Origin of the sequence: Streptomyces sp. NPDC088197, assembly GCF_044741185.1 — a bacterium.
GTDB lineage: Bacteria > Actinomycetota > Actinomycetes > Streptomycetales > Streptomycetaceae > Actinacidiphila.
The window spans coordinates 179,307-200,447 of sequence record NZ_JBIUSD010000010.1 but is presented as its reverse complement, the minus strand read 5'-3'; the positions used below and the strand labels follow the sequence as shown (position 1 = coordinate 200,447).

19 protein-coding genes are annotated in these 21,141 nt (G+C 72.6%); 8 read left to right on the top strand and 11 right to left on the bottom strand.

The window, feature by feature from the left end:
- Window positions 1-21 precede the first annotated feature (21 nt).
- The gene (locus ACIOC1_RS24085; protein ID WP_401856320.1) at window positions 22-990 is read left to right on the top strand and encodes a pirin family protein; all 969 of its coding nucleotides are present in this window, start codon (window positions 22-24) and stop codon (window positions 988-990) included.
- Window positions 991-1,073: 83 nt separating this feature from the next.
- Here ACIOC1_RS24085 and ACIOC1_RS24080 read toward each other — a convergent pair whose 3' ends face one another.
- From ACIOC1_RS24080 to ACIOC1_RS24070, 3 genes are all read right to left on the bottom strand, one after another.
- Entirely contained in the window at window positions 1,074-2,135 is a 1,062-nt protein-coding gene (locus tag ACIOC1_RS24080) for an ABC transporter substrate-binding protein (RefSeq protein ID WP_401856319.1), read from the bottom strand.
- A gap of 172 nt (window positions 2,136-2,307) precedes the next feature.
- Window positions 2,308-3,213 carry an ABC transporter permease gene (locus tag ACIOC1_RS24075; RefSeq protein WP_401856318.1) on the bottom strand — a complete coding sequence of 302 codons (906 nt, stop codon included), beginning with the start codon at window positions 3,211-3,213 and terminating at the stop codon, window positions 2,308-2,310.
- Window positions 3,214-3,241: 28 nt separating this feature from the next.
- A complete protein-coding gene (locus ACIOC1_RS24070; RefSeq protein WP_401313671.1) occupies window positions 3,242-4,066 on the bottom strand; it encodes an ABC transporter ATP-binding protein in 825 nt (274 codons plus the stop codon).
- A 271-nt stretch (window positions 4,067-4,337) separates the two neighbouring features.
- Here ACIOC1_RS24070 and ACIOC1_RS24065 point away from each other — a divergent pair, with 271 nt between their 5' ends.
- From ACIOC1_RS24065 to ACIOC1_RS24045, 5 genes are all read left to right on the top strand, one after another.
- On the top strand, window positions 4,338-5,552 hold the full coding sequence (locus ACIOC1_RS24065) for a transposase domain-containing protein (protein ID WP_401856317.1): 1,215 nt from the start codon (window positions 4,338-4,340) through the stop codon (window positions 5,550-5,552).
- Window positions 5,553-5,837: 285 nt separating this feature from the next.
- Window positions 5,838-8,702 carry a nitrate- and nitrite sensing domain-containing protein gene (locus ACIOC1_RS24060; RefSeq protein WP_401856316.1) on the top strand — a complete coding sequence of 955 codons (2,865 nt, stop codon included), beginning with the start codon at window positions 5,838-5,840 and terminating at the stop codon, window positions 8,700-8,702.
- Between the two features lie 99 nt (window positions 8,703-8,801).
- Window positions 8,802-9,224 carry a roadblock/LC7 domain-containing protein gene (locus ACIOC1_RS24055; RefSeq protein ID WP_355333321.1) on the top strand — a complete coding sequence of 141 codons (423 nt, stop codon included), beginning with the start codon at window positions 8,802-8,804 and terminating at the stop codon, window positions 9,222-9,224.
- Window positions 9,225-9,273: 49 nt separating this feature from the next.
- Window positions 9,274-9,636: a DUF742 domain-containing protein gene (locus tag ACIOC1_RS24050; protein ID WP_188283832.1), complete on the top strand. Its 363-nt coding sequence runs from the start codon at window positions 9,274-9,276 to the stop codon at window positions 9,634-9,636.
- 95 nt (window positions 9,637-9,731) lie between these two features.
- Window positions 9,732-10,499 (top strand): methyltransferase domain-containing protein, encoded by a 768-nt coding sequence (locus ACIOC1_RS24045; RefSeq protein WP_355333319.1) that lies wholly within the window; start codon window positions 9,732-9,734, stop codon window positions 10,497-10,499.
- Between the two features lie 12 nt (window positions 10,500-10,511).
- On the opposite strand, the gene ACIOC1_RS24040 is transcribed toward ACIOC1_RS24045, so the two are convergent.
- Genes ACIOC1_RS24040 through ACIOC1_RS24010 form a run of 7 tightly spaced genes read right to left on the bottom strand, consistent with a single transcriptional unit; the run spans window position 10,512 to window position 16,983 of the window.
- Entirely contained in the window at window positions 10,512-10,967 is a 456-nt protein-coding gene (locus ACIOC1_RS24040; protein WP_401856315.1) for a carboxymuconolactone decarboxylase family protein, read from the bottom strand.
- A gap of 11 nt (window positions 10,968-10,978) precedes the next feature.
- A complete protein-coding gene (locus ACIOC1_RS24035) occupies window positions 10,979-11,518 on the bottom strand; it encodes a DUF6917 domain-containing protein (protein WP_401856314.1) in 540 nt (179 codons plus the stop codon).
- A complete protein-coding gene (locus tag ACIOC1_RS24030) occupies window positions 11,512-12,450 on the bottom strand; it encodes a Gfo/Idh/MocA family protein (protein ID WP_401856313.1) in 939 nt (312 codons plus the stop codon). Before ACIOC1_RS24030 ends, ACIOC1_RS24035 begins: the two co-directional genes overlap by 7 nt.
- Entirely contained in the window at window positions 12,447-13,553 is a 1,107-nt protein-coding gene (locus tag ACIOC1_RS24025; protein ID WP_355333310.1) for an Ldh family oxidoreductase, read from the bottom strand. Before ACIOC1_RS24025 ends, ACIOC1_RS24030 begins: the two co-directional genes overlap by 4 nt.
- A complete protein-coding gene (locus ACIOC1_RS24020; RefSeq protein WP_401856312.1) occupies window positions 13,537-15,003 on the bottom strand; it encodes a M20/M25/M40 family metallo-hydrolase in 1,467 nt (488 codons plus the stop codon). Before ACIOC1_RS24020 ends, ACIOC1_RS24025 begins: the two co-directional genes overlap by 17 nt.
- Entirely contained in the window at window positions 15,000-15,947 is a 948-nt protein-coding gene (locus ACIOC1_RS24015) for a sugar phosphate isomerase/epimerase family protein (RefSeq protein WP_401856311.1), read from the bottom strand. The genes ACIOC1_RS24020 and ACIOC1_RS24015 overlap by 4 nt, the downstream gene beginning before the upstream one ends.
- A complete protein-coding gene (locus ACIOC1_RS24010; protein WP_401856310.1) occupies window positions 15,937-16,983 on the bottom strand; it encodes a Gfo/Idh/MocA family oxidoreductase in 1,047 nt (348 codons plus the stop codon). Before ACIOC1_RS24010 ends, ACIOC1_RS24015 begins: the two co-directional genes overlap by 11 nt.
- 410 nt (window positions 16,984-17,393) lie before the next feature.
- On the opposite strand from ACIOC1_RS24010, the gene ACIOC1_RS24005 reads away from it, so the two are divergent.
- Window positions 17,394-18,596 (top strand): DegT/DnrJ/EryC1/StrS family aminotransferase, encoded by a 1,203-nt coding sequence (locus ACIOC1_RS24005; protein WP_401856309.1) that lies wholly within the window; start codon window positions 17,394-17,396, stop codon window positions 18,594-18,596.
- A complete protein-coding gene (locus ACIOC1_RS24000) occupies window positions 18,593-19,852 on the top strand; it encodes a DegT/DnrJ/EryC1/StrS family aminotransferase (protein WP_401856308.1) in 1,260 nt (419 codons plus the stop codon). Before ACIOC1_RS24005 ends, ACIOC1_RS24000 begins: the two co-directional genes overlap by 4 nt.
- A gap of 23 nt (window positions 19,853-19,875) precedes the next feature.
- Here the strand turns inward: ACIOC1_RS24000 and ACIOC1_RS23995 are convergent, their stop codons facing one another.
- Window positions 19,876-21,126 carry a nucleotide sugar dehydrogenase gene (locus ACIOC1_RS23995; RefSeq protein WP_401856307.1) on the bottom strand — a complete coding sequence of 417 codons (1,251 nt, stop codon included), beginning with the start codon at window positions 21,124-21,126 and terminating at the stop codon, window positions 19,876-19,878.
- Between the last annotated feature and the right edge of the window lie 15 nt (window positions 21,127-21,141).

Sequence of the window (21,141 nt, the reverse complement as noted above, 5' to 3'; positions counted from 1 at the left end):
GCGCGCGGCATGATCGGCACCATGAGCAATCTCGACACGACGCCCGCCGCCACCCGCTGCGGCGGGCGCGCCGACGTCTCCGCCGCCCCGGTCCGCGACCTGCTCGCCGGCCGCACCGTCCAGCTCGGCGAGAGCACCGAGGTACGGCGGCTGCTCCCCAACCTCGGACGGCGCATGGTCGGCGCTTGGTGCTTTGTTGACCATTACGGGCCCGACGACATCGCCGACGAGCCCGGCATGCAGGTGCCGCCCCATCCGCACATGGGCTTGCAGACCGTCAGCTGGCTGCACGACGGCGAGGTGCTGCACCGCGACAGCCTCGGCAGCCTCCAGACGGTGCGCCCCCGCGAGCTGGGTCTGATGACCTCGGGCCGGGCCATCGCCCACTCCGAGGAATCACCGCGCGACCACGCCCGCTACCTGCACGGCGCCCAGCTCTGGGTCGCCCTGCCCGACGCCACCCGCGACACCGCGCCCTCCTTCGAGCACCACCCCGTACTCCCCGAGGTCACCGGCGGCGGCGGACTCCACGCCACCGTCATCCTCGGCGACCTCGACGGCGCCTCCTCGCCCGGCACGATCCACACCCCGCTCGTCGGCGCCGACCTCACCCTCGCCGCCGGTACCGACGCCCGGCTCCCGCTCGACCCCGACTTCGAGTACGCCGTCCTCACCATGTCCGGCGAATCCCACGTCGACGGCGTCCCCCTCACCCCCGGCTCCCTGCTCTACCTCGGCTGCGGCCGCCGCGAACTCCCCCTGCGCGCCGACACCCCCGCCTCCCTCATGCTGCTGGGCGGCGAGCCCTTCGCCGAACGCATCATCATGTGGTGGAACTTCGTCGCCCGCACCAGCGAGGAGATCACCGAGGCCCGTACCGCCTGGCAGTCCGCCACCCGCTTCGGCGACGTCCACGGCTACGACGGCGACCGCCTGTCCGCCCCCGACCTCCCGCCGGGCCCGCTGAAGGCGCGCGGCCGGGAGCGCTGACCGGGCGGAGGCGCGGCGGGGAACGTCACAGGGCCCCTGGGCGGCGGGGGCGCGCCGGGCAGGGGCCCTGGGGGGAGCGGGGGTCAGGACGCGGAGTGGTCCTGGGCCGCCTTCTGGACGTACTCGTCGGTGTACGTCTTCGACAGGTCGATCGTCTTGCCCTTCACGGTCGGGTCGACCGCGGTCAGGACGCGGAGCACCGTCTGCGGGGCGTCGGCCGGCATCTGGCCGGTCGGGTTGTACATGCCCATCTCGTTGGCCAGCGCCTGGACGTACTGGTCCTTGCCGCTGCCGGCGTAGAAGTCGGCCGGGACCTGCTCGGTGATCTCCGCGGCCGAGTGGGACTCCATCCACTGGAGCGTCTGGTAGACGGCGTTGACCATCTTCTGGACGGTCTCCTTGTGGCTGTTGGCCCACGCCGTCTGGACGGTCAGCGCGGTGCCGGGGTACGGGCCGCCGAGCGCGGCCTTGGTGCCCGCCGCGGTGCGCATGTCCGCGATGATCGTCCCGAGCTGCTTCTTGAGCAGCGTCGAAATGGTCGGCTCGGTGGTGACACCCGCGTCGATCCGGTTGTGCTCGAAGGCCGCCACGAAGGTGGCACCGGCCGCCACCGCCACCAGGTGGGTGTCGGCCACCGCGATGTTGTTGTGGATCGCGAGGTACGAGGCGATGGTGGAACTGGCGGAACCGAGCGAGGTGACGCCGACGTTCTTGCCCTTGAGGTCCGCGGGCGACTTGATCGACGGCGCGTTCGTACGGGCCATCTCGACCATGCCGGGCGCCTGGAGGAGCTGGACGACCGCCTGGGTGTTCTTGCCCTTGAGCTGGAGCTTGAGGTTCGAGTCGTAGAAGCCGATCATGCCCTGGGCGTCACCCTTGAGCAGCGCGTCGGAGACCTGCGGCGTGCCCTGGAGGTTGGCGATCTTCACGTTCAGACCCTGCTTCGTGAAGTAGCCCATCCGCTGCGCCAGGATCAGCGGGAGGTAACTCTGGTTCGCCTGGTTCGACAGGGCGATCGTCACCGTCTCCAGCGACCCCGCGCTCGCCGCGTCGGTGGTCTTGTCGGACTTGCTGTCCGAGCAGGCCGTCACGCCTGTCGCCAGGACTACCGTCGCGGCTGCGAGAACGATCTTCTTGTGCCACATGTGCGTTGTCTTCTCCTCGGAAGCGGGTGGGTCGTGCGCCGTCTCGGGTCGTGCCGCGGGCCGCGAGTCGCCGCGGGGCGGTTGACCGTCGGGGGGATGGCGGAATGGGCGGGGATGGCGGGAGTGCCGGAGGCGGCCCCGGTCCCGGCGGTGCTGTCGCCGGTCACGGCGGTCACGCCTGCGCTCCGGACTTCTGCGGACGCGGCTGCCAGCTCAGCAGCCACCGCTCCAGCAGCGAGATCAGTCCCTCGGCCGCCAGCGCGAACGCGGCGGTGATGACGAGTCCCGCGTAGACCCCGTTGGGATCGAAGTTGGCCTGCGCTTGGAAGATGAGCAGCCCGAGGCCCTGCTGCGCCCCGAGCAGTTCGCCCACGATCGCGCCGGTGATGGCGAAACCGAAGGCCACGTGCAGGCTGGTGGTGATCCAGCTCAGCGCGGACGGGACGACCACGTGCAAGGTCACCCGGGTGTTGCTCGCGCCGAGGATGCGGGCGTTGGCGAGGAGATTGCGGTCCACCTCGCGGGCGCCCTGGAAGGCGTTGAAGAACACGCCGAAGAAGACCAGTACGGCGGCCAGCATGACCTTGGAGCTGATGCCGAGACCGAACCAGATCGCGAACACCGAGCCCAGCAGGATGCGCGGGATCGAGTTCAGGGTCTTGATGTAGGGGGCGAAGACATCGGCCAGGAAGCGCAGCCGGCCCAGCACGATGCCGAGGACGACACCCAGGGTGACCCCGATGCCGAAGCCCATCAGGGTCTCCTGCAACGTCACCCACACCTGGTCCCACAGCGGTCCCTGCGACGTACCGTCGCGCATCCAGCCCCACAGCTTCGAGCAGATGCCCGACGGCTTGCCGGAATAGAACGGGTCGACGACCTCCGTCGAGGCGAGCACCTGCCACAGGCCGATGAACGCGGCGAGGACGGCGGCCCTGACAACGTTGACCCACACGCGGCGCCTGGCCCGTTGTCGCCTGGCCAGCGCGGCGCGGGCCGCTCCGGCGTCGCTCTTCGGCGGTTCGGGTCGCGCGAGGATCTCGTCGGTCGCCGACCCGGTCGCGGTGTCGGTCTTCATAGGCTCATGCCTCTTCCGTACGGATGGTTCAGGCCGCCGATTCGGACGTCACGGTCTCGGCCGACACGGTCTCGGGCCGCGCGGCCGTGCGGGAGTACGCGAGCTGCACCTCGTCCCGCAGCGCCTGCCAGACCCGTTCGTGGAGCTTGACGAATTCGGGAGTGTGCCGGATCTCGCGGGGATTGCGCGGCCGGGGGAGATCGATCTCGAACTCCTCCTTCACGGTGGCCGGTCCCGCCGTCAGCACCACGACCTTGTCGGCGAGCGAGATCGCCTCCTCCAGGTCGTGCGTGACGAACACGACCGAGGGCCGGGTCAGGTCCCAGAGCGAGAGCAGTTCGTCGGACATGATCTGACGGGTCTGCACATCGAGCCCCGAGAAGGGCTCGTCCATCAGCAGCACCCGCGGCTCGTTGATCATCGTCTGCGCGAGCGCCACCCTCTTGCGCATTCCGCCGGAGAGCTGGTGCGGGTGGTACCGCTCGAACCCGGCGAGGCCCACCCGGCGGATCCACTCGGCCGCGGCGGCGTGCGCCTCCTTGCGGGACGCGCCCCGGAAGCGCGGACCCGCCGCGACGTTGCCGATGACGGTCTTCCAGGGGAACACCGCGTCCGTCTGGAAGACGAACCCGACGTCCTTGCCAATGCCCTCCACCGGGCGCCCGTCGACGAGCACCTCACCGCTGTCCGGACGTTCCATGCCGGAGATCAACGAGAGAGTCGTCGATTTCCCGCATCCGGTGGGACCCACGACCGCGGTGAACTCTCCGGGCCTGACGGTGAAATCGATGTTGCGCAGGACGTCATGATTTCCGCCCTGCGGGGTACTGAAGGACTTGCACACGTCGCGCATCGCGATAGGCGATGTCGTCGGTTGCGGCGATTTGACTAGACCATTGCTGTGCCCGTGCTGGGATTCGCTTGCCACGCGAGTGAGGCTGCCAGAACCGACGGGCAGACACCAACCTCGTCGAACAAGGGTGCATTGACTTAAGCGTCCGGAGGCCGCTGACCTCACTCTCCGTCGACGTCGTTGTCCGGAGAAATTCCGTCTAGTGCCTCTTTCTCCCGACTATCCATAGTGGGTTAGACGCGGAGGGTTCTCCGGGGGTAGCTTCTGGCGAATGACGTTTCGCCATCTCGACATATCGCCTGAAACGCATCTTCCCGACCGGCTCGCACTGCGCATGCTCGTGGAGACTTTCCGGCCGGATGTGATGGACCGGCTCGTGGACAAAACCGAGCGCCGAGAGCGCCGCAGGCGTCTCCTGCCCGCACAGCTCATGATGTATTTCGTTCTGGCGATGTGGCTCTTCGGGGCCTCCTCTTATGAGGAGGTGCTCGCCAAACTCACCGGCGGTCTGCCCGAGATGTTCCCGGGCGCAGGCGTCGGCGGATCGGGCGACGTGGCCAGCGCGGCCGCCATCGCGCGGGCCCGCATGCGGCTCGGCGTCGAACCCCTCAAGGCGCTCTGCGGCCACCTCGCCGACGCCGCGGGCCACGGGACCCGGCTGGACGGCGAGCGGGTCTTCGTCTACGAGAGCGTCGCGATGGAAGTGCCGGACACCCCCGCGAACAGGGCAGGTTACGGCTCCCCCGACACCATGGCGCCCCGGTTGGACAAGCACCGGTCGCTCGACGTGTGGGTGTCCTCGCTCACCGACTGCCGGCTGCGCGTCTCGGCGGTCGCGGCCATCACGCCCCGGGCCGAGGAGGGCGCCGAGGGCCTGCTCGCGCAGTGGCCGGAAGACCTTCTCGACAAGCGGGCGCTGGTGGTCGGCGACGAGGAACTGATCCCGGTCGCGCTGTGGTCGGCGCTGGCCGAGACCGGCGCCGACCAGATCTGGCGCTCCGGCGGCCTCGGACCCGCCCCGTACTCACTGCCGGTGATGCGCGAACTCCCCGACGGCTCCTACCTGTCGGAGCTGGCGGCGGACGCCGGTCCCGGCGAAGGTCCGGGGCCGGGGACCGCGGTCCGGGTGGTGCCGTGCGGCGACCGCACGGCCGCGCGAGCCGCCGCCGCGGGACCGGTCCTGGGCGCTCCGCTGCTGGTCACCTCGGTACTCGACAGCACGGTGACGGCCGACGAGATCAGGGCCCGGTACGAACAGGCGGCCGTCGCGAGCGGCGACGGGGTCGCCCACTTCGTCGAGCAGATCACCGGGCCACGGGTGCTATTACGGTCGAAAAGCCCTGAACTCGTGCAGCAGGAAATATATGCCCTCCTGTGCACCTATCATGCCGTCGGACACCTCGTATCGCCGCCGCTTTCGGTGGGTCCGATTTCGACCGATCCGACCACTGGACTGGGGGAGTGGGCGGCGGTGAGGCCGCGTTAAGTCAGTAGCGCAACCCTTTGCTCCTGCGGGCACGCGTGTGCTGCAATAAAGTTCCCGCAGAGGGCGTGGAAGTGAACAGACACAAAGAGCCTCCGACCTGGTACGCAGTGGTATGCGGTCGGAGCCGAACGTCTCATCGCGGTGAACCGGATAATCAAGCGTCGCCGCGCCATGCGGCGGCGTTATGAGGGTTAAGGGTTAGTGAATGGAAGACCAGCGGTCTCACGGAGCCGGCAATCCGTTGACATGCGGGGACCGCTTGACGAAGCACGATGCGGCGACGGCATGACGAGCGCGCGGAGACGGGGTCGCGCGCCCGCACCGAAATGGATCTCCCCCCTCACCGGGCTCGGCTCCAGGCTCTGGACCAAACGCAAGCTCGGTGACTGGCGGCTGCGCAATCGCATGCTGCTCCTCGTGCTCGTCCCGCTGATCGCGATCATTCCGCTGGCGGGCGTGCGCGTGTTCTCCGCGGTCGGCAACCTCCGGAGCGCGGCCCATATCCAAGGGCAGGCGCAACTCGCCCGGCAGGTGTCCACGCTGGTCAGCGCGCTCGACGACGAACGCGACCTCACCCAGTTGGCACTCACCGGGTCGGGTACCGCCAAGGACGACAAGCTCGCGGCGGCGCAACGGGCCACCAACGCGCAGGTGAAGGCGTTCGGCCAGAGCCTGGACGAACACCGGAGCAGCGTCGACGCGCTGCCCGCCGCCGTACGCCTGATCGGCGTGCGCGCCGAGGCCCGGCTCGGTGACCTGACCCCGCTGCGCGCCTCGACCAAGGGCCTCGCCCACGGCGCCAACACGCCGACCTTCAGCGCCTACAGCACGATCATCGGCAATCTGCTCGACTTCAGCCAGCAGCTCGCGGCGGTCGGCTCCGACCACACGCTCGGCAGCCTGGTCACCACGCTCGCCTCGATCGAGCAGATCGAGCAGCAGACGTCGAGCGAACGCGGCTTCATCGTCGACGCGCTCGACCGCGGCTTCACACTGGAGCTCAAGGAGAACATCGAGCAGGCGCACTTCGAGACCGCCAACGGCACCTTCACGAACAACGCGTCGACCTCGCTGCTCAACCTGTACCAGTCGACGGTCAGCGGCGACAAAGTCGGCGCGGCCGACGGCACCATCCAGGTGGTCGCCACCGCCGCGCAGGAGGACATCCCGCTCGGCAGCCTCGGCATCACCAAGGCCACCGCGTTCCAGCAGATCACCGACAAGCTCGACGCCGTGCGCACCGTCGAACGGCAGACCGTGGCGGACCTCAACGACCGGTCCTCGCACCTGCTGTCGGCTGTGCGCACCCAGCTCTACCAGAACATCGCCATCATCGTCGCCGTGGTCGCGCTGTCCTTCCTCGGCGCGTTGATCCTGGCCAGGTCCGTGGTCCGGCCGCTGCGCCAACTGCGGGTGTCCGCACTGGACGTGGCCGACAACCGGCTGCCGGGCGCGGTCCGCCGACTGCGCGACGTGAACCCCTCGGAGACGGACCGGCCGGTACGGGTCGAGCCGATCGAGGTGCAGTCGCAGGACGAGGTCGGCCAGGTCGCGCGCGCCTTCGACCGCGTGCACTTCGAGGCGGTCCGGCTCGCCACCGAGCAGGCGCGGATGCGCTCCAACGTCAACGCGATCTTCACCAACCTCTCGCGGCGCAGTGAGAGCCTGGTGCTGCGCCAACTCCAGCTCATCGACGACCTGGAGAACAGCGAGCAGGACCCCGGTCAGCTCACCGCCCTGTTCCAGCTCGACCACCTCGCCACCCGCATGCGCCGCAACAACGAGAACCTGCTGGTGCTCGCGGGCGAGGAGCAAAGCCGCCGCTGGGACCAGCCGGTGTCGCTGTTCGACCTGGTCCGCGCCGCGACCGCCGAGGTCGAGCAGTACGAGCGCGTGGTGCTCTACGAACTGCCCGACGTGGCGGTGGTCGGACATGCCGCCACCGACGTCGTCCACCTGATGGCCGAGATCATCGAGAACGCCACGACGTTCTCCGGCCCCGAGACCCAGGTGCTGGTGGGCGCCAAGATGCTCACGGCGGGCGATGTGGTCCTGGACATCGCGGACGCGGGCATCGGCATCCGGCCCGAGGAGCTGGAGCGGATCAACCGGCGGCTCGCCGAGCCCCCGGTCCTCGATGTCGCGATCTCCCGCCGCATGGGCCTGTTCGTGGTCGGCCGGCTGGCGGCCAAGTACGGCATCCAGGTGCGGCTGACCAGTACGGGCAGGACCGGCCTGAACGCGCTCATCCGGATCCCACTGACTTTGCTGGTGTCCGCGAGCGAGTTGGAGGTGGACGGCCCGCAGGTCTTCGACCAGTCGGCGCTGCGGCCCGGACCGTACGACACCGGCGAGATGGCCGGGCTGCCGGGCGGCGGGGTCGCGGCCGGACAGGCGGGCGACCCGCGCTTCGACGGCCCCTACGGGCCCGCGGGCCCGCCCTCGCGCGGCCGGTCGTACGACGACGTGCCGGCGGGCCGCCACTCCGGTCAGCCCGACGGCGGCTTCCCGTGGTTCCACGACCAGGAGGAGGGCGGCGGCCCCGACGGCGACTTCTCGTGGTTCGCCTCGGAAGAGGAGGAGGCCGAGGCGGTCGCGCGCCTGGAAGGGCACGGGTCCGACCGGTTACCGATCTTCGACGCGATGAGGTCGCAGTGGCCGGCCGGGCAGGGACCGCAGCAGGCGCGGCCCCCGCAGGGGCACGTACGTCCGCAGGTCCCGCCGCAGCCGCAGGCGCTGCCCCACCAGCGGGTCCAGCCGCCGGCCCAGCGTCCGCAGCCCCTGCCGCAGCCCCAACCCCAGGCGCAGCTCCGGCCGCAGGCGCAACCCCGCCCGCCGGCCCAGCCGCCGGGCAACCCCGGTCACACCTCACCCTCGTGGGCCCGGCCGGGACCCGAGGACGCGGGCGGCCAGGCGACCGGAGGCACGACCGCCCAGGGTCTGCCCCGGCGGGTGCCCCTGAACAACCTCTCCGCCGAGGCGCGCCCGCGCGGCCCGGTGCCGCAGCCGAACGCGGCGCCCACCGCCCCGCGCGCGGCGAACCTGATGAGGGATCGGCTGTCGAACTTCCACCAAGGGGTCAGACAGGGTAAGGATGGGTCCGACCGCGAGGGGCCCGGCCGGACGCCGGGCGGATCGGGTCCGCTATGAGCGGACTCACAGCTCCCACGACCTCCGTGTTTCCCGTGTTTCCCCTGTCCGTAGCGCCGTCGGACGACGTCCTCGGCAGCATAGGAAGCAGCTACACCCATGAGCGATCTGAGCAACGAAGCACAGAACCTGAACTGGCTCATCGCCAACTTCGTGAAGCAGGTGCCGGGAGTCGCGCACGCGGTCGTGATCTCCTCGGACGGCGTTCAACTCCTGGCCTCCGCGTCCCTGCCCAGGGACCGCGGCGAGCAACTCGCCGCGATGGCCTCGGGCCTGGCGAGCCTGACGCAGGGCGCGGCCCTGCTCTTCGAGGCCGGGGTGGTCACGCAGACCGTCGTCGACATGGAGAACGGATTCCTCTTCCTGATGTCGGTCAGCGACGGCTCCGTGCTGGTGGTGCTGGCCTCGCCGACCTGCGACATGAAGGTCGTCGGTTACGAGATGGCGTTGCTGGTCGAGCGGACCGGCGACGTCCTCACGCCCGACGTGCGCAGGGAACTGCAGAACGCGCTGGCCGGCTGAGGGCCGGCGCGATGGGCCGTCCGAATCACACCCGGAAGGATGTGCGTTCGTGAGTGGAGACCGAGACCGAAGGCGCAACTCGCCGTTCGTCCGTCCGTACGCCGTCACCCGCGGCCGGACGACGGCGCGGACCGACTTCGCGCTGGAGGCCCTGGTCGGTACGACCGCTCTCGCCTGGGAGAGCGGTGTGCGGTTCTTCCCCGAGCAGCAGGCGATCTGCCGGCTGTGCATGAACCTCACATCGGTGGCCGAGATCTCCGCGCTGATGAACATCCCGCTCGGCGTGACCCGCGTCCTGGTGGGCGACCTCGCCGAGAGCGGCTTCGTCATCGTCCAGCAGCCCACGTACGCCGAGGGCCGGCCGGACGTCACGCTGCTGGAGCGGGTGCTCACCGGGCTGCGCGGCCTCTGAGGCCGCGCGGTCGCGGTACCCGAGGTCCGGTCCCGCGCCGGTCCTGCCCTGTTCCCGGCCGTACGACGGCCGCGCCCGACGACCTACGGAGTGCCGTGCCCGAACTGTCCAGCCTCGCCCTGTCCTTCGGGGCCGCGGCACGGGACTACGACCGCTACCGAGTGGGTCCCTCGGCCCGGATGCTCGACTGGCTGCTGCCCGCGGACTGCCCCTCGGTGCTCGACCTGGGCGCCGGGACCGGTCTGCTGACCCGGTGGCTCGCCGAACGGGTCGAGGACGTCGTGGCGGTCGAACCCGACGCGCGCATGCGGCGGGTGCTGACCGGTGTCTGCCCGCGGGCGACGGTGCTCCACGGGTTCGGCGAACGCATTCCGCTGCCGGACGCGCGGGTCGCCGCGGTCACGGTGTCCTCGGCGTGGCACTGGATGGACCCGGCCCTCACGCTCCCCGAGATCGCCCGGGTGCTCACCCCGGGCGGCTCGCTCGGCATCCTCTACACCCGCCGCGACCGGCGGGTGCCCTGGGTGGACGTGCTGGACGCCTACGTCCACGACGAGATGGGCAACGACGACTGGATCGGCGACCTGATCCAGCGCATGTCCGACGGACCGTGGCTCCCCGACGGTGTCCCCTTCGCGCCGCCGCAGGCTCATGTCGTCACCTGGACGGCCGAGTTGACCGTCGAGGAGGTCGTCGCGATGTTCGCCACCTACAGCAGGTACATCGCCCTGCCGGACGGCCAGAAGCGCGAACTCGCGGACCTGATCGGGGCGAAGGTCCGCGAGACGGCCGAGATGCGGGACGGCCTGGTCGTGATGCCCATGATCTGCCACGGCTGGCGCACCCGCCTGACCGCCTCCTGATCCGGCGGGCGGTCAGTTCGCGCGGGGCTCCTCGGCCTCCGCCGGCCAGGTCGCGGTGGCGATGCCGATCCGGTTCCAGGCGTTGGTCGCCGCGACGGTCCAGATCAGGCGGGCCGTGGCGTCGGGGCCGAGGAGGGTGGTGACCTCGGCGTGGACGGCGGCCGGGACGGCGCCGTCGGCGGGGCGGGTGAGGTGCCGCGCCAGGTCGAGGGCGGCGCGCTCGGCGGGCGTGAAATCGGGGGAGTCGGGCCACTGGGGGAGAGCGGCGAGCTTGAGCGGAGGGTGGCCCGCCGCGAGGGCGGCCTCGTGGTGCAGGGCGGTGCAGTAGGCGCAGCCGTTCATCTGCGAGACGTGCAGGCTGACCAGTTCGGCGATCTCGGGAGCCAGGCCCTCGGCGGAGACCCGGGTCAGCTCGGTGAGCGCCTGGAGGGCGTCGGGGGCGGCGGCGGTGGGGTTGACCTGCGGCATGGGCGTGGCTCTCAGGGGTGTGGGGGCGGGGTCTGTTCGAAGCTGACCGGTGTCTCGGGGGTGAGCTCCAGGTCGGCGCCGGTCACCGGGGCGTCGGCGTGGATGAGGATGTTGTAGTGGTTGGGGAAGTGGCAGGCGTCAAAGCCGAGGACCGTGCCGACGGTCCGTCCGCCGATACGGACGGTGTCGCCGCGGTCGATGACACCGCCGCGGTCCAGTTCGACGAAGCCGAGGAAGCCCACGCGGTCGATCCGCGCCCCCGGCGCGCTGTCGGCGTGGTCGGTGGTGACCAGCTCATGGACCTCGCCCGCGCGCACGCAGCGGCTGGCGTGGGGTTCCAGGGCCATGCCGCGGTCGTCGCGGCGGTGGATCAGGACCTTGACCAGACAGCCGTGGACGGTGCGCTTGAGGCCGTCCTCGCGCGGGGCGGCAGCCCTTTCGGGGGTCGGCTCTTGAGCGGCGGGCTCATGCACGGCGGGCTCTTGAGCGCTGGGTTCTTGAGCGGTGGGCTCGTGCGTGGCGGGCTCTCGCGCCGCGGGCGGGGTCAGCACGCCGTCACCTCCGTACGCCGGTACGCGGCCTCGACCAGCTCCAGGGCCGCCGTACCGCCGTGGTCGGCGCGGTAGGGACCGCGGAGCCGGGCGGTGAAGTCCGCGAGGATCGCCGCGTACTCGTGCCGGAGCGAGGACTTGAAGCCCTGGTGCCCGGCCAGCATGTCGGCGTGGTGCACGGACCCGTCGGCCAGCGTGACCGTCACGTCCTTCAACTCGCCCGGATACGACCAGTCCAGCTCGACCGTGGCACGCGCGGCGCCGGAGACGGAGCGCAGCCCGATCGTCGCGGTGCGGTCGAGCCCCGTCCCGTCGTAGCCGATCCGGGCGGTCTCGACGGTCACCTCGCCCAGCAACAGCCGTACCAGGTCGAACGCGTTGGGCCCGTTGTCGGCGACGCAGCCGCCACCGCACCGGGCCGGGTCCAGATACCAGCGGTCCCGCCCGATGTGCTCCTCGATCCGCTCGAAGTACCGGACCGTGACCCGCTCGACCGGCACGTCCCGCGGCAGCCCGGCGGCCAGCGCCCTGACCGCCGCGTTGTAGCGCCGGTGGAAGGCGGTGAACAGCGGCACCCCGGACGCCTGCGCGAGCGCGGTCAGTTCGGCGCCCTCCGCGCCGGTGAGGGCCAGCGGCTTCTCCACGCACACCGGTACGCCCGCGCGCAGGAAGTCGGCGCAGAGCGCCGCGTGGGCGTCGTTCGGGACGGTGATCACCACGCCGTCGAGCGGCGGCCCGGCGGCGAGGAGTTCACGGTGGTCGCGGTAGGCGGGTACGGCCCCGGACGCGTCCTGTCCGCCCCTGGCGGCGAGCGCGGCCGGGTCGCGGTCGCAGACGGCGGCGAGGCGGGCCGCCGGGGAGGCGTCGAGGGCGGCCAGGTAGAAGCGGGAGATGACGCCCAGGCCGACGACGGCGATCGAGTGCCGGGTCATCGGCGAAGGCCCCCGTCCAGCGGGACGGGCGCGGTCAGGCCGAACCGCCCTGCCACATCGCCGAGTTCGCGGTACTGCCCGGCGGTGACCGGCACACCGTCCGCACGGTGGGCGTCGGCCGTCGCGCCCTCGGTCCAGCCGGGGTAGCGGACGGGGGAGGCGGGGTCGACCGGCGGGCAGGCGAGCAGGCTGCCGAACAGCGAGTCGGCGTCCGAGGCGACGTCCTCCCGCGGGCGGAGCATGGCGGGGGCGATGGCGGCGACCAGAGTGCCGATGTCGTCGTCGCGGCCCGAGGGGAGCCCGTCCCCGTCCAGCGCCTCGGGGGCCGGGCCGAGGCCGGAGCCGCTGACCAGACCGGCCAGCACCTCCACCGCGAGCCCGAGTCCGTAGCCCTTGTACGCGCCGGTCTCCGGTGCGCCGCCGAGCCAGCCGAGGTACGCCTGGCCGCGGTCGAAGGCCGCCGGGTCGGTGACCGGAAGCCCGGCCTCGTCGGTCAGCCAGCCCTCGGGCACCGCCCGGCCCGCGCGGGCGGCGGCGCGCACGCGTCCGGTGGGGACGACGGTGGTGCTCATGTCGAGCACGAACGGGTGGCGCGGCCCGGCGGGGGCCGCGACGGCGAGCGGGTTCGTGCCGAGCATCGTGACCCGGCCGCCCGGTGGCCGGGCGATGCGCTGACGGCCGCAGTTGGAGGCCACCAGGCCGACCATGCCGCGGTGCGCCGCGCGGGCCGCGTGGTACCCGGCGCAGCCCAGATGGGTGGCGTTGTGGACGCTGACCAGGCCGACGCCGAAGCGCTCCGCGCGCTCGACGGCCAGGTCCATCGCGTCGGCCGCGGCCCACAGGCCGAGCGCGCGCCGGGCGTCCAGGCGGACCGCGGCGCCGAGATCCACGGCACGCTCCGGCTCGGCCGCCGGGTCGGCGCGGCGCTCCTCGAACAGCGGCAGATACAGCCGGGTCAGATTCGTCACGCCATGGGAACTCATCCCGGCCAGATCGCCGTAACACAGCGCCTCGGCCGCCGTGGCCGCCCGCTCCCCGGCGAGACCGCACCGCGTGAAGACGCCGGTGACGAAGGTCAGCAACTCCTCATACGCGAGGCGCACGGTACTGTCCGGCGCCCGCGCCGGAAGGGTCGACTGCGGCGGGCTCGACAACGGCATGGGGCTCGTTCCTCCTGCTGACGGGCGTGGACGGCGCAAGTGGCGTGGACGGCGCGGGAAGTGACGGCGGCGCGGACGGCGCGAGCGGTACGGCGGGCGCGGGCACGGCAGGCGACGCGGCCGCGTCGAAGGCGGCCAGGAGGCGCGGGACCGTGGCCGCGAAGGCGTCCAGGTCGGCCAGATCGGCGAACTCACCCGCGGCGTGGGCGCGGTTGGCGTCCAGGCTGCCGGGGCCCAGGACGACGGTGTGGGCGTCGGGCACGCCGGACATCCAGATCGCGTCGCAGGTGAACGCGGGTTCGGCGGCGGGCCACCGCGGCACCCCGGCGCGGTCGAGCAGCGGACCGAGCCACGACGGGTCGCCGTCGAGCGCGGGCAGGCCGCGCTTGAGCCAGTCCAGCCGCAGGATGTCCGCCGCGTCGGCCGCGGTGCGGGCGAACCGCCGGCTGTGCCGGAAGGCGGCGCAGAAGGACTCCAGCCCCTCGGCGACGGCGTCGCCCAGCAGCCGCTCCAGCCGCCGTCCGGTGGCGGCCGAGCCGTAGGAGAGGTTGAGCAGCAGGTCGCCGCTGCCGTAGACGCGGTTGTGCAGGTCGCCGGTGCGCAGGCCCGCCACGCACACCTGCCCGTCGGCCGGGTCGAGTCGCGGGTCGAGCGCGGCGGCGAGGTGCTGGGCGAGATGGCCGAGCAGGACGGTGGCGTTGTGCCCCGCCTCGGGCCGGTCGTCGATCGCGTCACGGCCGCGGACGCTCAGCCGCGCGGTCATGGCCGCGGTGCTGCGGGTCAGGGCCCGGCCGCCGGTGGGTTCGCAGAAGACGTTGAGCCGCCCGTGGTGCCCGGCGTCCACGAGCGGACGGGTGCCGAAGGCGCCGAGCGCGCCGCCCTCCTCGCCGGAGACGGCCTGCACCAGAATCCGGGTGTCGCGGGGGAGTTCGGGCCGCTCCCGCAGGGCGCGCCGCAGTCCGGCCAGCAGCGCGACGGCCGGGCCCTTCGCGTCGATCGCGCCCCTGCCGTGGAAGCGGTCACCGTCGAACGAGACCGGTTCGAGGCCCGCGACGGTGTCGAGGTGGACGTTGAACATCACCGTACGGTCGCGCGGTGCCCCGGCCGGGCCGAGGGCGAGCACCAGGCTGGGCTGGCAGGCCAGGAACTCCGGCCGCTCGGCGGCGGCTTGACGTACCAGGAGCGGTACGTCGTCGCGGTCGACGCAGGCGGGCGGCGGGGCCGCGTGGTGCAGGACGGTGAAACCGAGTTCGGCGGCGGCCCCCGCGTAACGGCGCTGCGCCTCCCACAGCGCGGGTGCGGGCGCGTCGGGGCCGCATTCGAGCGGGCCGGCCGTCGGCAGGGCGAGCAGGTCGAGCAGCAGGGTGCGGTCGGCGGGGCTGAGCGGGCTCACTGAGCGGGCTCCCGCAACGCCGCCCCGTCCGGCGGGGTGTGCGCGATGGTGCCGCCGGGCACCCGCGCGCACGCGTCCAGCAGATTCCGCAGCGCCACCCCGCTCCTGACGAAGGCGGCGTGGCACCGCTCCTCCGGATCGCGGTGGTCCTCGTGCGGCCGTACGGCGATGTGCGGTTCGATCGACAGCGCGCCCCGGTAGCCGTGGGCCAGCAGGGCGCGCAGACAGTCGGCGATCCGCAGGTCGCCGGTGCCCGGCTCGCAGTAGGCGGGGCGGCCGTCGGGGGCGATGACGGCGTCCTTGACGTGGACGTGCAGGATTCGGTCGGCGTACGGCAGCAGTTCGGTCAGCAGCCGGTGGCCGTCGTAGCCGTACGCGGGGCCGTTGCCGGTGTCGAAGAGCAGGGCGAGCCCCGGGCCCGCGGTCTCCAGGAGGCGGACCGTACGGGTCGCGTCGGCGCCCGCCCAGCCGGAGCAGTTCTCGTGCAGCAGTGTCAGGCCCGACTCGGCGGCGCGGTGGGCGAGTTCGCGGACGCGGCGCAGCGCCTCACGCTCCCAGGCGTCGGCGTCGAGCCCGTCGTTCGGGAAGGACATCACGCGGACGAAGCGGGCGCCGAGCCGGGCGCATCGCTGTTCCAGGACCGCGAGTTCGGCCAGGTCGGCGGCGAAGTCACCGGTCACCGGGCGGGCCCAGCCGCCGATCCTCGCGTCCACCGCGGCGACCGACACCCCGGCGTCCGCGAGCGTCCCCGCGACCCGGTCGAAGGCGGTAGGGGACAGGTCGGCGACCGGCGTGCCGTCCACGGTCCGCAGCTCGACCGACCGCCAGCCCAAGGCGCTGACGGCCGCGATCTGGCCCTCCACGCCGAGCGCGGCCTCGTCGCCGATCCCGGTGAGGCGCAACGGCTCGTCCGCCCGTACGGCGGTCTGCTGTTCAGTGGGCACCGGCCAACTCCCTTCGTGGGCCCGAGGCGTCGGGCGGGGCCGCCAGATTCTTGGCGTCGGTGAGCAGGCCGACCACGCGCGCCTGTCGCGCGAAGTCGGTGGGGCAGGGGCCGTCGTCCCCGGCGAAGTCGGCGTAGGCGCGGAGCATGAACGCGGTCAGGGCGTCGTCGCGGAACACCTCGCGGTCCCCGGCCGGGCATTCCGGTGTGGTCAGCCGCAGTTGGGCGTAGTGGTCGCCGGCGTCGGCCGGGTAGTGGCCGACGGCGGTGCCGCCGTCGAATCCGAGCGTGATCCGGCGCTCGCGCACCGGTGAGGTGAGGTCGGAGCGGATGTCGGCGAGCACGCCGTCGCGGTGGGCCAGGCGCACCTCGGCGCCGCCGAGCCGGGGCAGCCGCCGTCCGTCCACGTCCAGGTCGGTGCACGAGGCGCCGACCACTTCGGCGTCCCCGGCCAGCCGCAGCAGGACGCCGAGCGCGTGCGGGATCTCGATGTCGAACGCCGTGGGGTGCCCTGAGGTGGCGAGCGTGCGCTGGAAGCGCGGCTTGTCCTGCACGACCGAGATCTGCCGCAGCGCGCCGAGACCGGGCCGCTCCTCCACGAGGGCGATCAGCCGGTCGGTGAGCGTGCTCGCCAACCAGGGCGCCACGACGGTGGCTTGGACACCGGGCCGCCCCACCAGCTCCACCAGCCGCGCGAGATCGCGCGGCCCCGCCGCGAGCGGCTTCTCCAACAGCAGCCTGCGGAAGCCGAGTCGGAGCAGTTCGGCCACGACCTCGGCGCGGGCGAGCGGCGGGGTGCAGATGTGCACGACCGTGCGCTCCGGGTCCAGCGACTCCCGTGCCCGCGCGAGCGAGTCCACGACGCTCAGACTGGTGTCGGCCGCCGCCCGGGCCCGTTCGGCCGGGTCGCGGTCGAAGGCGATCACCGGCTCCGGTGCGAAGAGCCGGGGCCGCAGGTCCCGCGCCTTGGCGAGGACCGGCAGGTGCAGACCCGCCCCCGCGCGGCCGAGGCCGAGGACCATCGTGCGCAGCGGCATCTCCTGCGTCAGCCTTCCGTCGACTTCGGTGGGGGCGGGGGAAACGAAGCGGAACAGGGCGGTACGGGACAGCGGGGGGAAAGCGCCGGGCGCCGGGGGGAGTTGCGGAAAAGAGAGGGCAGGGCGCGACGACGTCGGTCAGCCTGCTCGCCCGAACCGGGCGAAGTCAAACAAACGCGCCGATAGCGCCCTTTTGTGTGAATCCCCCCGTCGGCCGCGCCGCCGACCCCCGTCCGGCCGAGGGCCTGGCATAGCGTCGGCCTCCAGCGCGTCCGGGACGCCCGGTTCGTCCGGCACGACCGGGCGAACCGCCGCGTCCGGACGAGCGACAGCGTCCGGATGAGCGACCGCGTCCGGATGGATCAGCGCATTCGGCGTACCCGGCGTATCCGGGCAGCAGAGAGGCGGAGATGGACCTCCAGCACACCGTCGAGCCGCGCGAACCGGCCCCCGCCGACGTGCCGTTCTTCACCCAGGCCGAGTCCTTCTCCGCCCTCTGGCCGCGGATCGAGCGGCACCTGTCGGAGATGTTCGAGGACGGGAAGTTCTCCCACGGCAGCAAGGTGGCGGAGCTGGAACGGGCGCTCGCCGCCTACACCGGCGCCCGGCACGTCATCGGGGTCAACAGCGGCACCGACGCCCTGGTCCTGCTGCTGCGCGCGGCCGGTCTGCGGCCGGGGGACGAGGTCGTCGTCCCGGCCTTCAGCTTCGTGGCCTCCGCCTCCTCGGTCGTCCTGGCGGGCGGGCGGCCGGTGTTCGCGGACATCGACCCGGTCACGTACGCCCTCGACCCCGCCTCGGTGGAGCGCGTGCTCACCCCGCGCTGCCGCTTCCTGATGCCGGTCCACCTCTTCTGCCAGCTCGCGGACGTGGAACGGCTCGGCGAACTGGCCGGGCGGCACGGGCTCACCGTGGTCGAGGACAGCGCCGAGGCGATCGGCATGCGCCGCGAGGGCGTCCACGCGGGGCTGTTCGGCGCCGGAGGGGTGCTGTCGTTCTTCCCGACCAAGACCCTGGGCGCGATCGGGGACGCGGGGGCGGTGCTCACCGACGACGACGAGATCACCCGTACCGTGGACGCGCTGCGCCACCACGGCCGGTTCGGGCGCACCATCGCGGACTTCACCACCATCAACACCAGCAGTTCGCTGCCGGGCTGCAACAGCAAGATGGACGACGTGCAGGCGTCCGTACTGCTCGCGAAGCTCACCCGGCTGGACGCGGACATCGCCCGCAGGGAAGCGCTGGCCGACGCGTACAGCCGGCGGCTGGCCGGAACGCCGGGCATCCTGCGGCTGCCGACGGTCGTGGCCCGCGGCGGCACGGCCGATCCGGTCTTCTACGTCTATCTGATCGAGGCCGAACGCCGTGACGAGCTGGCCGGGCACCTGGCCGCGCACGGCGTGAGCACCGAGACGTACTACCCGAGCCCGCTGCACCTCCAGCCCTGCTTCGCCGAACTCGGCCACCAGCCGGGCGACTTCCCCGTGGCCGAGGCCGCCTGCGCGCGCACCCTCGCGCTGCCGCTCTACCCCGATCTGACCACCGAGGCCGTGGACCGGGTCTGCGATCTGGTCCAGGACTTCTTCTCCGGAGCCGGAGCCCGCCCATGACGCCCGCGACCACGCCGACGCCCGCGACCACGCCGATGCCCGGGACCACGCCGACGCCCGCGACCGCTCCCGTGCCTCCGACGCCCACCACCGTGCCTGCGCCTCCCGCGCCCGCGACGGCCCGGGGCGACCGCCCGCGGCTGCCGTTCTTCCCCCCCGACCTGTTCGAGGCCGACCGCGAGCACCTGCTGCGCGTCGTGCGCGAGACCGGCACCGGACCGGCCCAGAAGTTCATCCTCGGCGAGCACACGGCCCGCTTCGAGCAGGCCCTGCGCGAACAGCTCGGCGCCGCCGACGTCGTCGCCTGCGGCAGCGGCACCAGCGCGCTGACCCTGGTGCTGGCCGCGATGGACGTCGGCGCGGGCGACGAGGTCGTGGTCCCGGCCTTCGGCTGCGCGCCGCTGGCCGGTTCGGTCGTGGCGCTCGGCGCGACACCGGTCTTCGCCGACATCGACCCCTGGACCATGGTGGTCGACCCCGACGACATGGAACGCCGGATCACCCCGCGCACCAAGGCCCTGATGCCCGCTCACATGTTCTCGGTGATGGCGGACATGCCGCGCCTGACCGCGCTCGCGCGGGACCGCGGGCTGCGGCTGGTCGAGGACTCCGCCGTCGCGCAGGGCGGCGTCCAGGGCGGGGTTCCCGCGGGGCTGGCGGGCGAGGCGGGGGTCTACTCCTTCGTCCAGGTGAAGACCTTCGGCACGGCGGGGGAGGGCGGCGCGGTCGTCACCCGCGACGCGGAACTGGGCCGTACGGTACGGATGCTGCGCAACCACGGGCAGGACGGCGTCCACCGCTTCGTCCACCACCGGATCGGCTGGAACAGCCGGTTCGACGAGGTGCTCGCCGCCTTCCAGCTCCACCGCCTGCCGGGGCTGGCCGGCCGTCTGGAGCGCCGCGCCCGGATCGCCGGTCACTACACCGAGCGCTTCGCCGACCTCGCCGAGCGCGGTGTCCTCGCCCCGCCGCCCGGCCGCGACGGCCGCTGCTATTACGTCTACACGCTCCAGTGCGACCGGCGCGACGCGCTCAAGGCGCACCTGGCCGAGCGCGGTGTCGACTCGCACGTCTACTACCCGCTGCCGCTGCCCCGCCAGCCCGCCTTCTCCGGCTTCGCCGCCCCCGGCGACAGCTGGCCCGCCGCGGAACGCGCGGGCGAGCGGATCCTCTCCCTGCCCGTCTACCCGCACCTGAGCGACGCGCAGGTGGAGTACATCGCCGACGCCGTCAGGGAGTTCGCCCTGGCCCCCTGACGCCCGCGGTCCGCCGACAGACGCTAGAGCCGTACGACGCGCTCCCCTGACAGCCGGCCCGTCGTGTCGAAGAGCAGCCGGGCCGTCTTGGTGATCGCGCCCAGGTCGTAGGCGCGATGGGCCTGGAGCAGGACGACCAGGTCCGCCTCGGCCGCGGCCGACAGCGCGTCGTCGTACCGCCGCAGCCGGGGGTCCGCCAGCGGCAGGTCCGCCGCGTGCGGGTCGTGCCAGCCGACCCGCGCGCCGAGGTCGAGCAGCCCGCTCGCCACCTCGAGCGCGGGCGACTCGCGCAGGTCGTCGGTGTCGGGCTTGTACGCGGCGCCGAGCAGCGCGACGCGGGCGCCCGGCAGCGGCACCCCGCGGTCCTGGAGCAACCGCGAGGCGCGCGCGACGACATGGCCGGGCATGACGCGGTTCGCGCGCAGGGCGGCCCGTACGACCTGGAACGCGTCGGCGGGCGCGCCTTGCAGCAGGTAGACCGGGTCGACCGGGATGCAGTGCCCGCCGACGCCGGGGCCGGGGCGGAACGACTGGAAGCCGAAGGGCTTCGTCGCCGCGCACGCCACCACGTCCCACACGTCCGCGCCCACGTCGTGGCAGTAGCGGGCGAATTCGTTGACCAGGGCGATGTTGACGCTGCGGTAGGTGTTCTCCAGCAGCTTCGCCAGCTCCGCCTCGCGCGTGCCGCGGGCCACGATCACCCGGTCCACGAAACGCTCGTACAGCGCCGCGCACTGCTTGGCGCACACCTGCGTCACCCCGGAGACCACCTTGGGCGTGTTGCCGATGCCGAAGAACTGGTTGGCCGGATCGACGCGTTCGGGGGAGTAGCCGAGGTGGAAGTCCCTCCCCGCGACCAGCCCCGACGCCTCCAGCAGCGGTCTGGCCAACTCCTCGGTGGTGCCGGGGAACGAGGTCGATTCGACGACGACCAGCGTTCCCGGCCGCAGATGCGCGGCGACCGTACGACAGGCGGCGGTGAGCGGGCCGAGGTCGGGGCCTCCTTCGGGGGTCAGGCCGGTGGGGACGCAGATCGCGACGGCCTGGGCCCGCGCGAGCGGCGCGGGGTCGGTGTCGACGGCGAAACCGGCGGCGAGCATCCGGGTCACGTCCGCGTCGGTGACGTCACGGACCGGGGACCGCCCGCCGCGCAGCGCGGCGACGGTCGACGGCGCGATGTCGTATCCGGCCACCGCGAGCCCGGCGTCGGCGGCGGCGCGGGCGAGGGGCAGACCCACGTATCCCAGGCCCACCACGAGCAGATCGAAGGACATGACCGAGACTCCCCG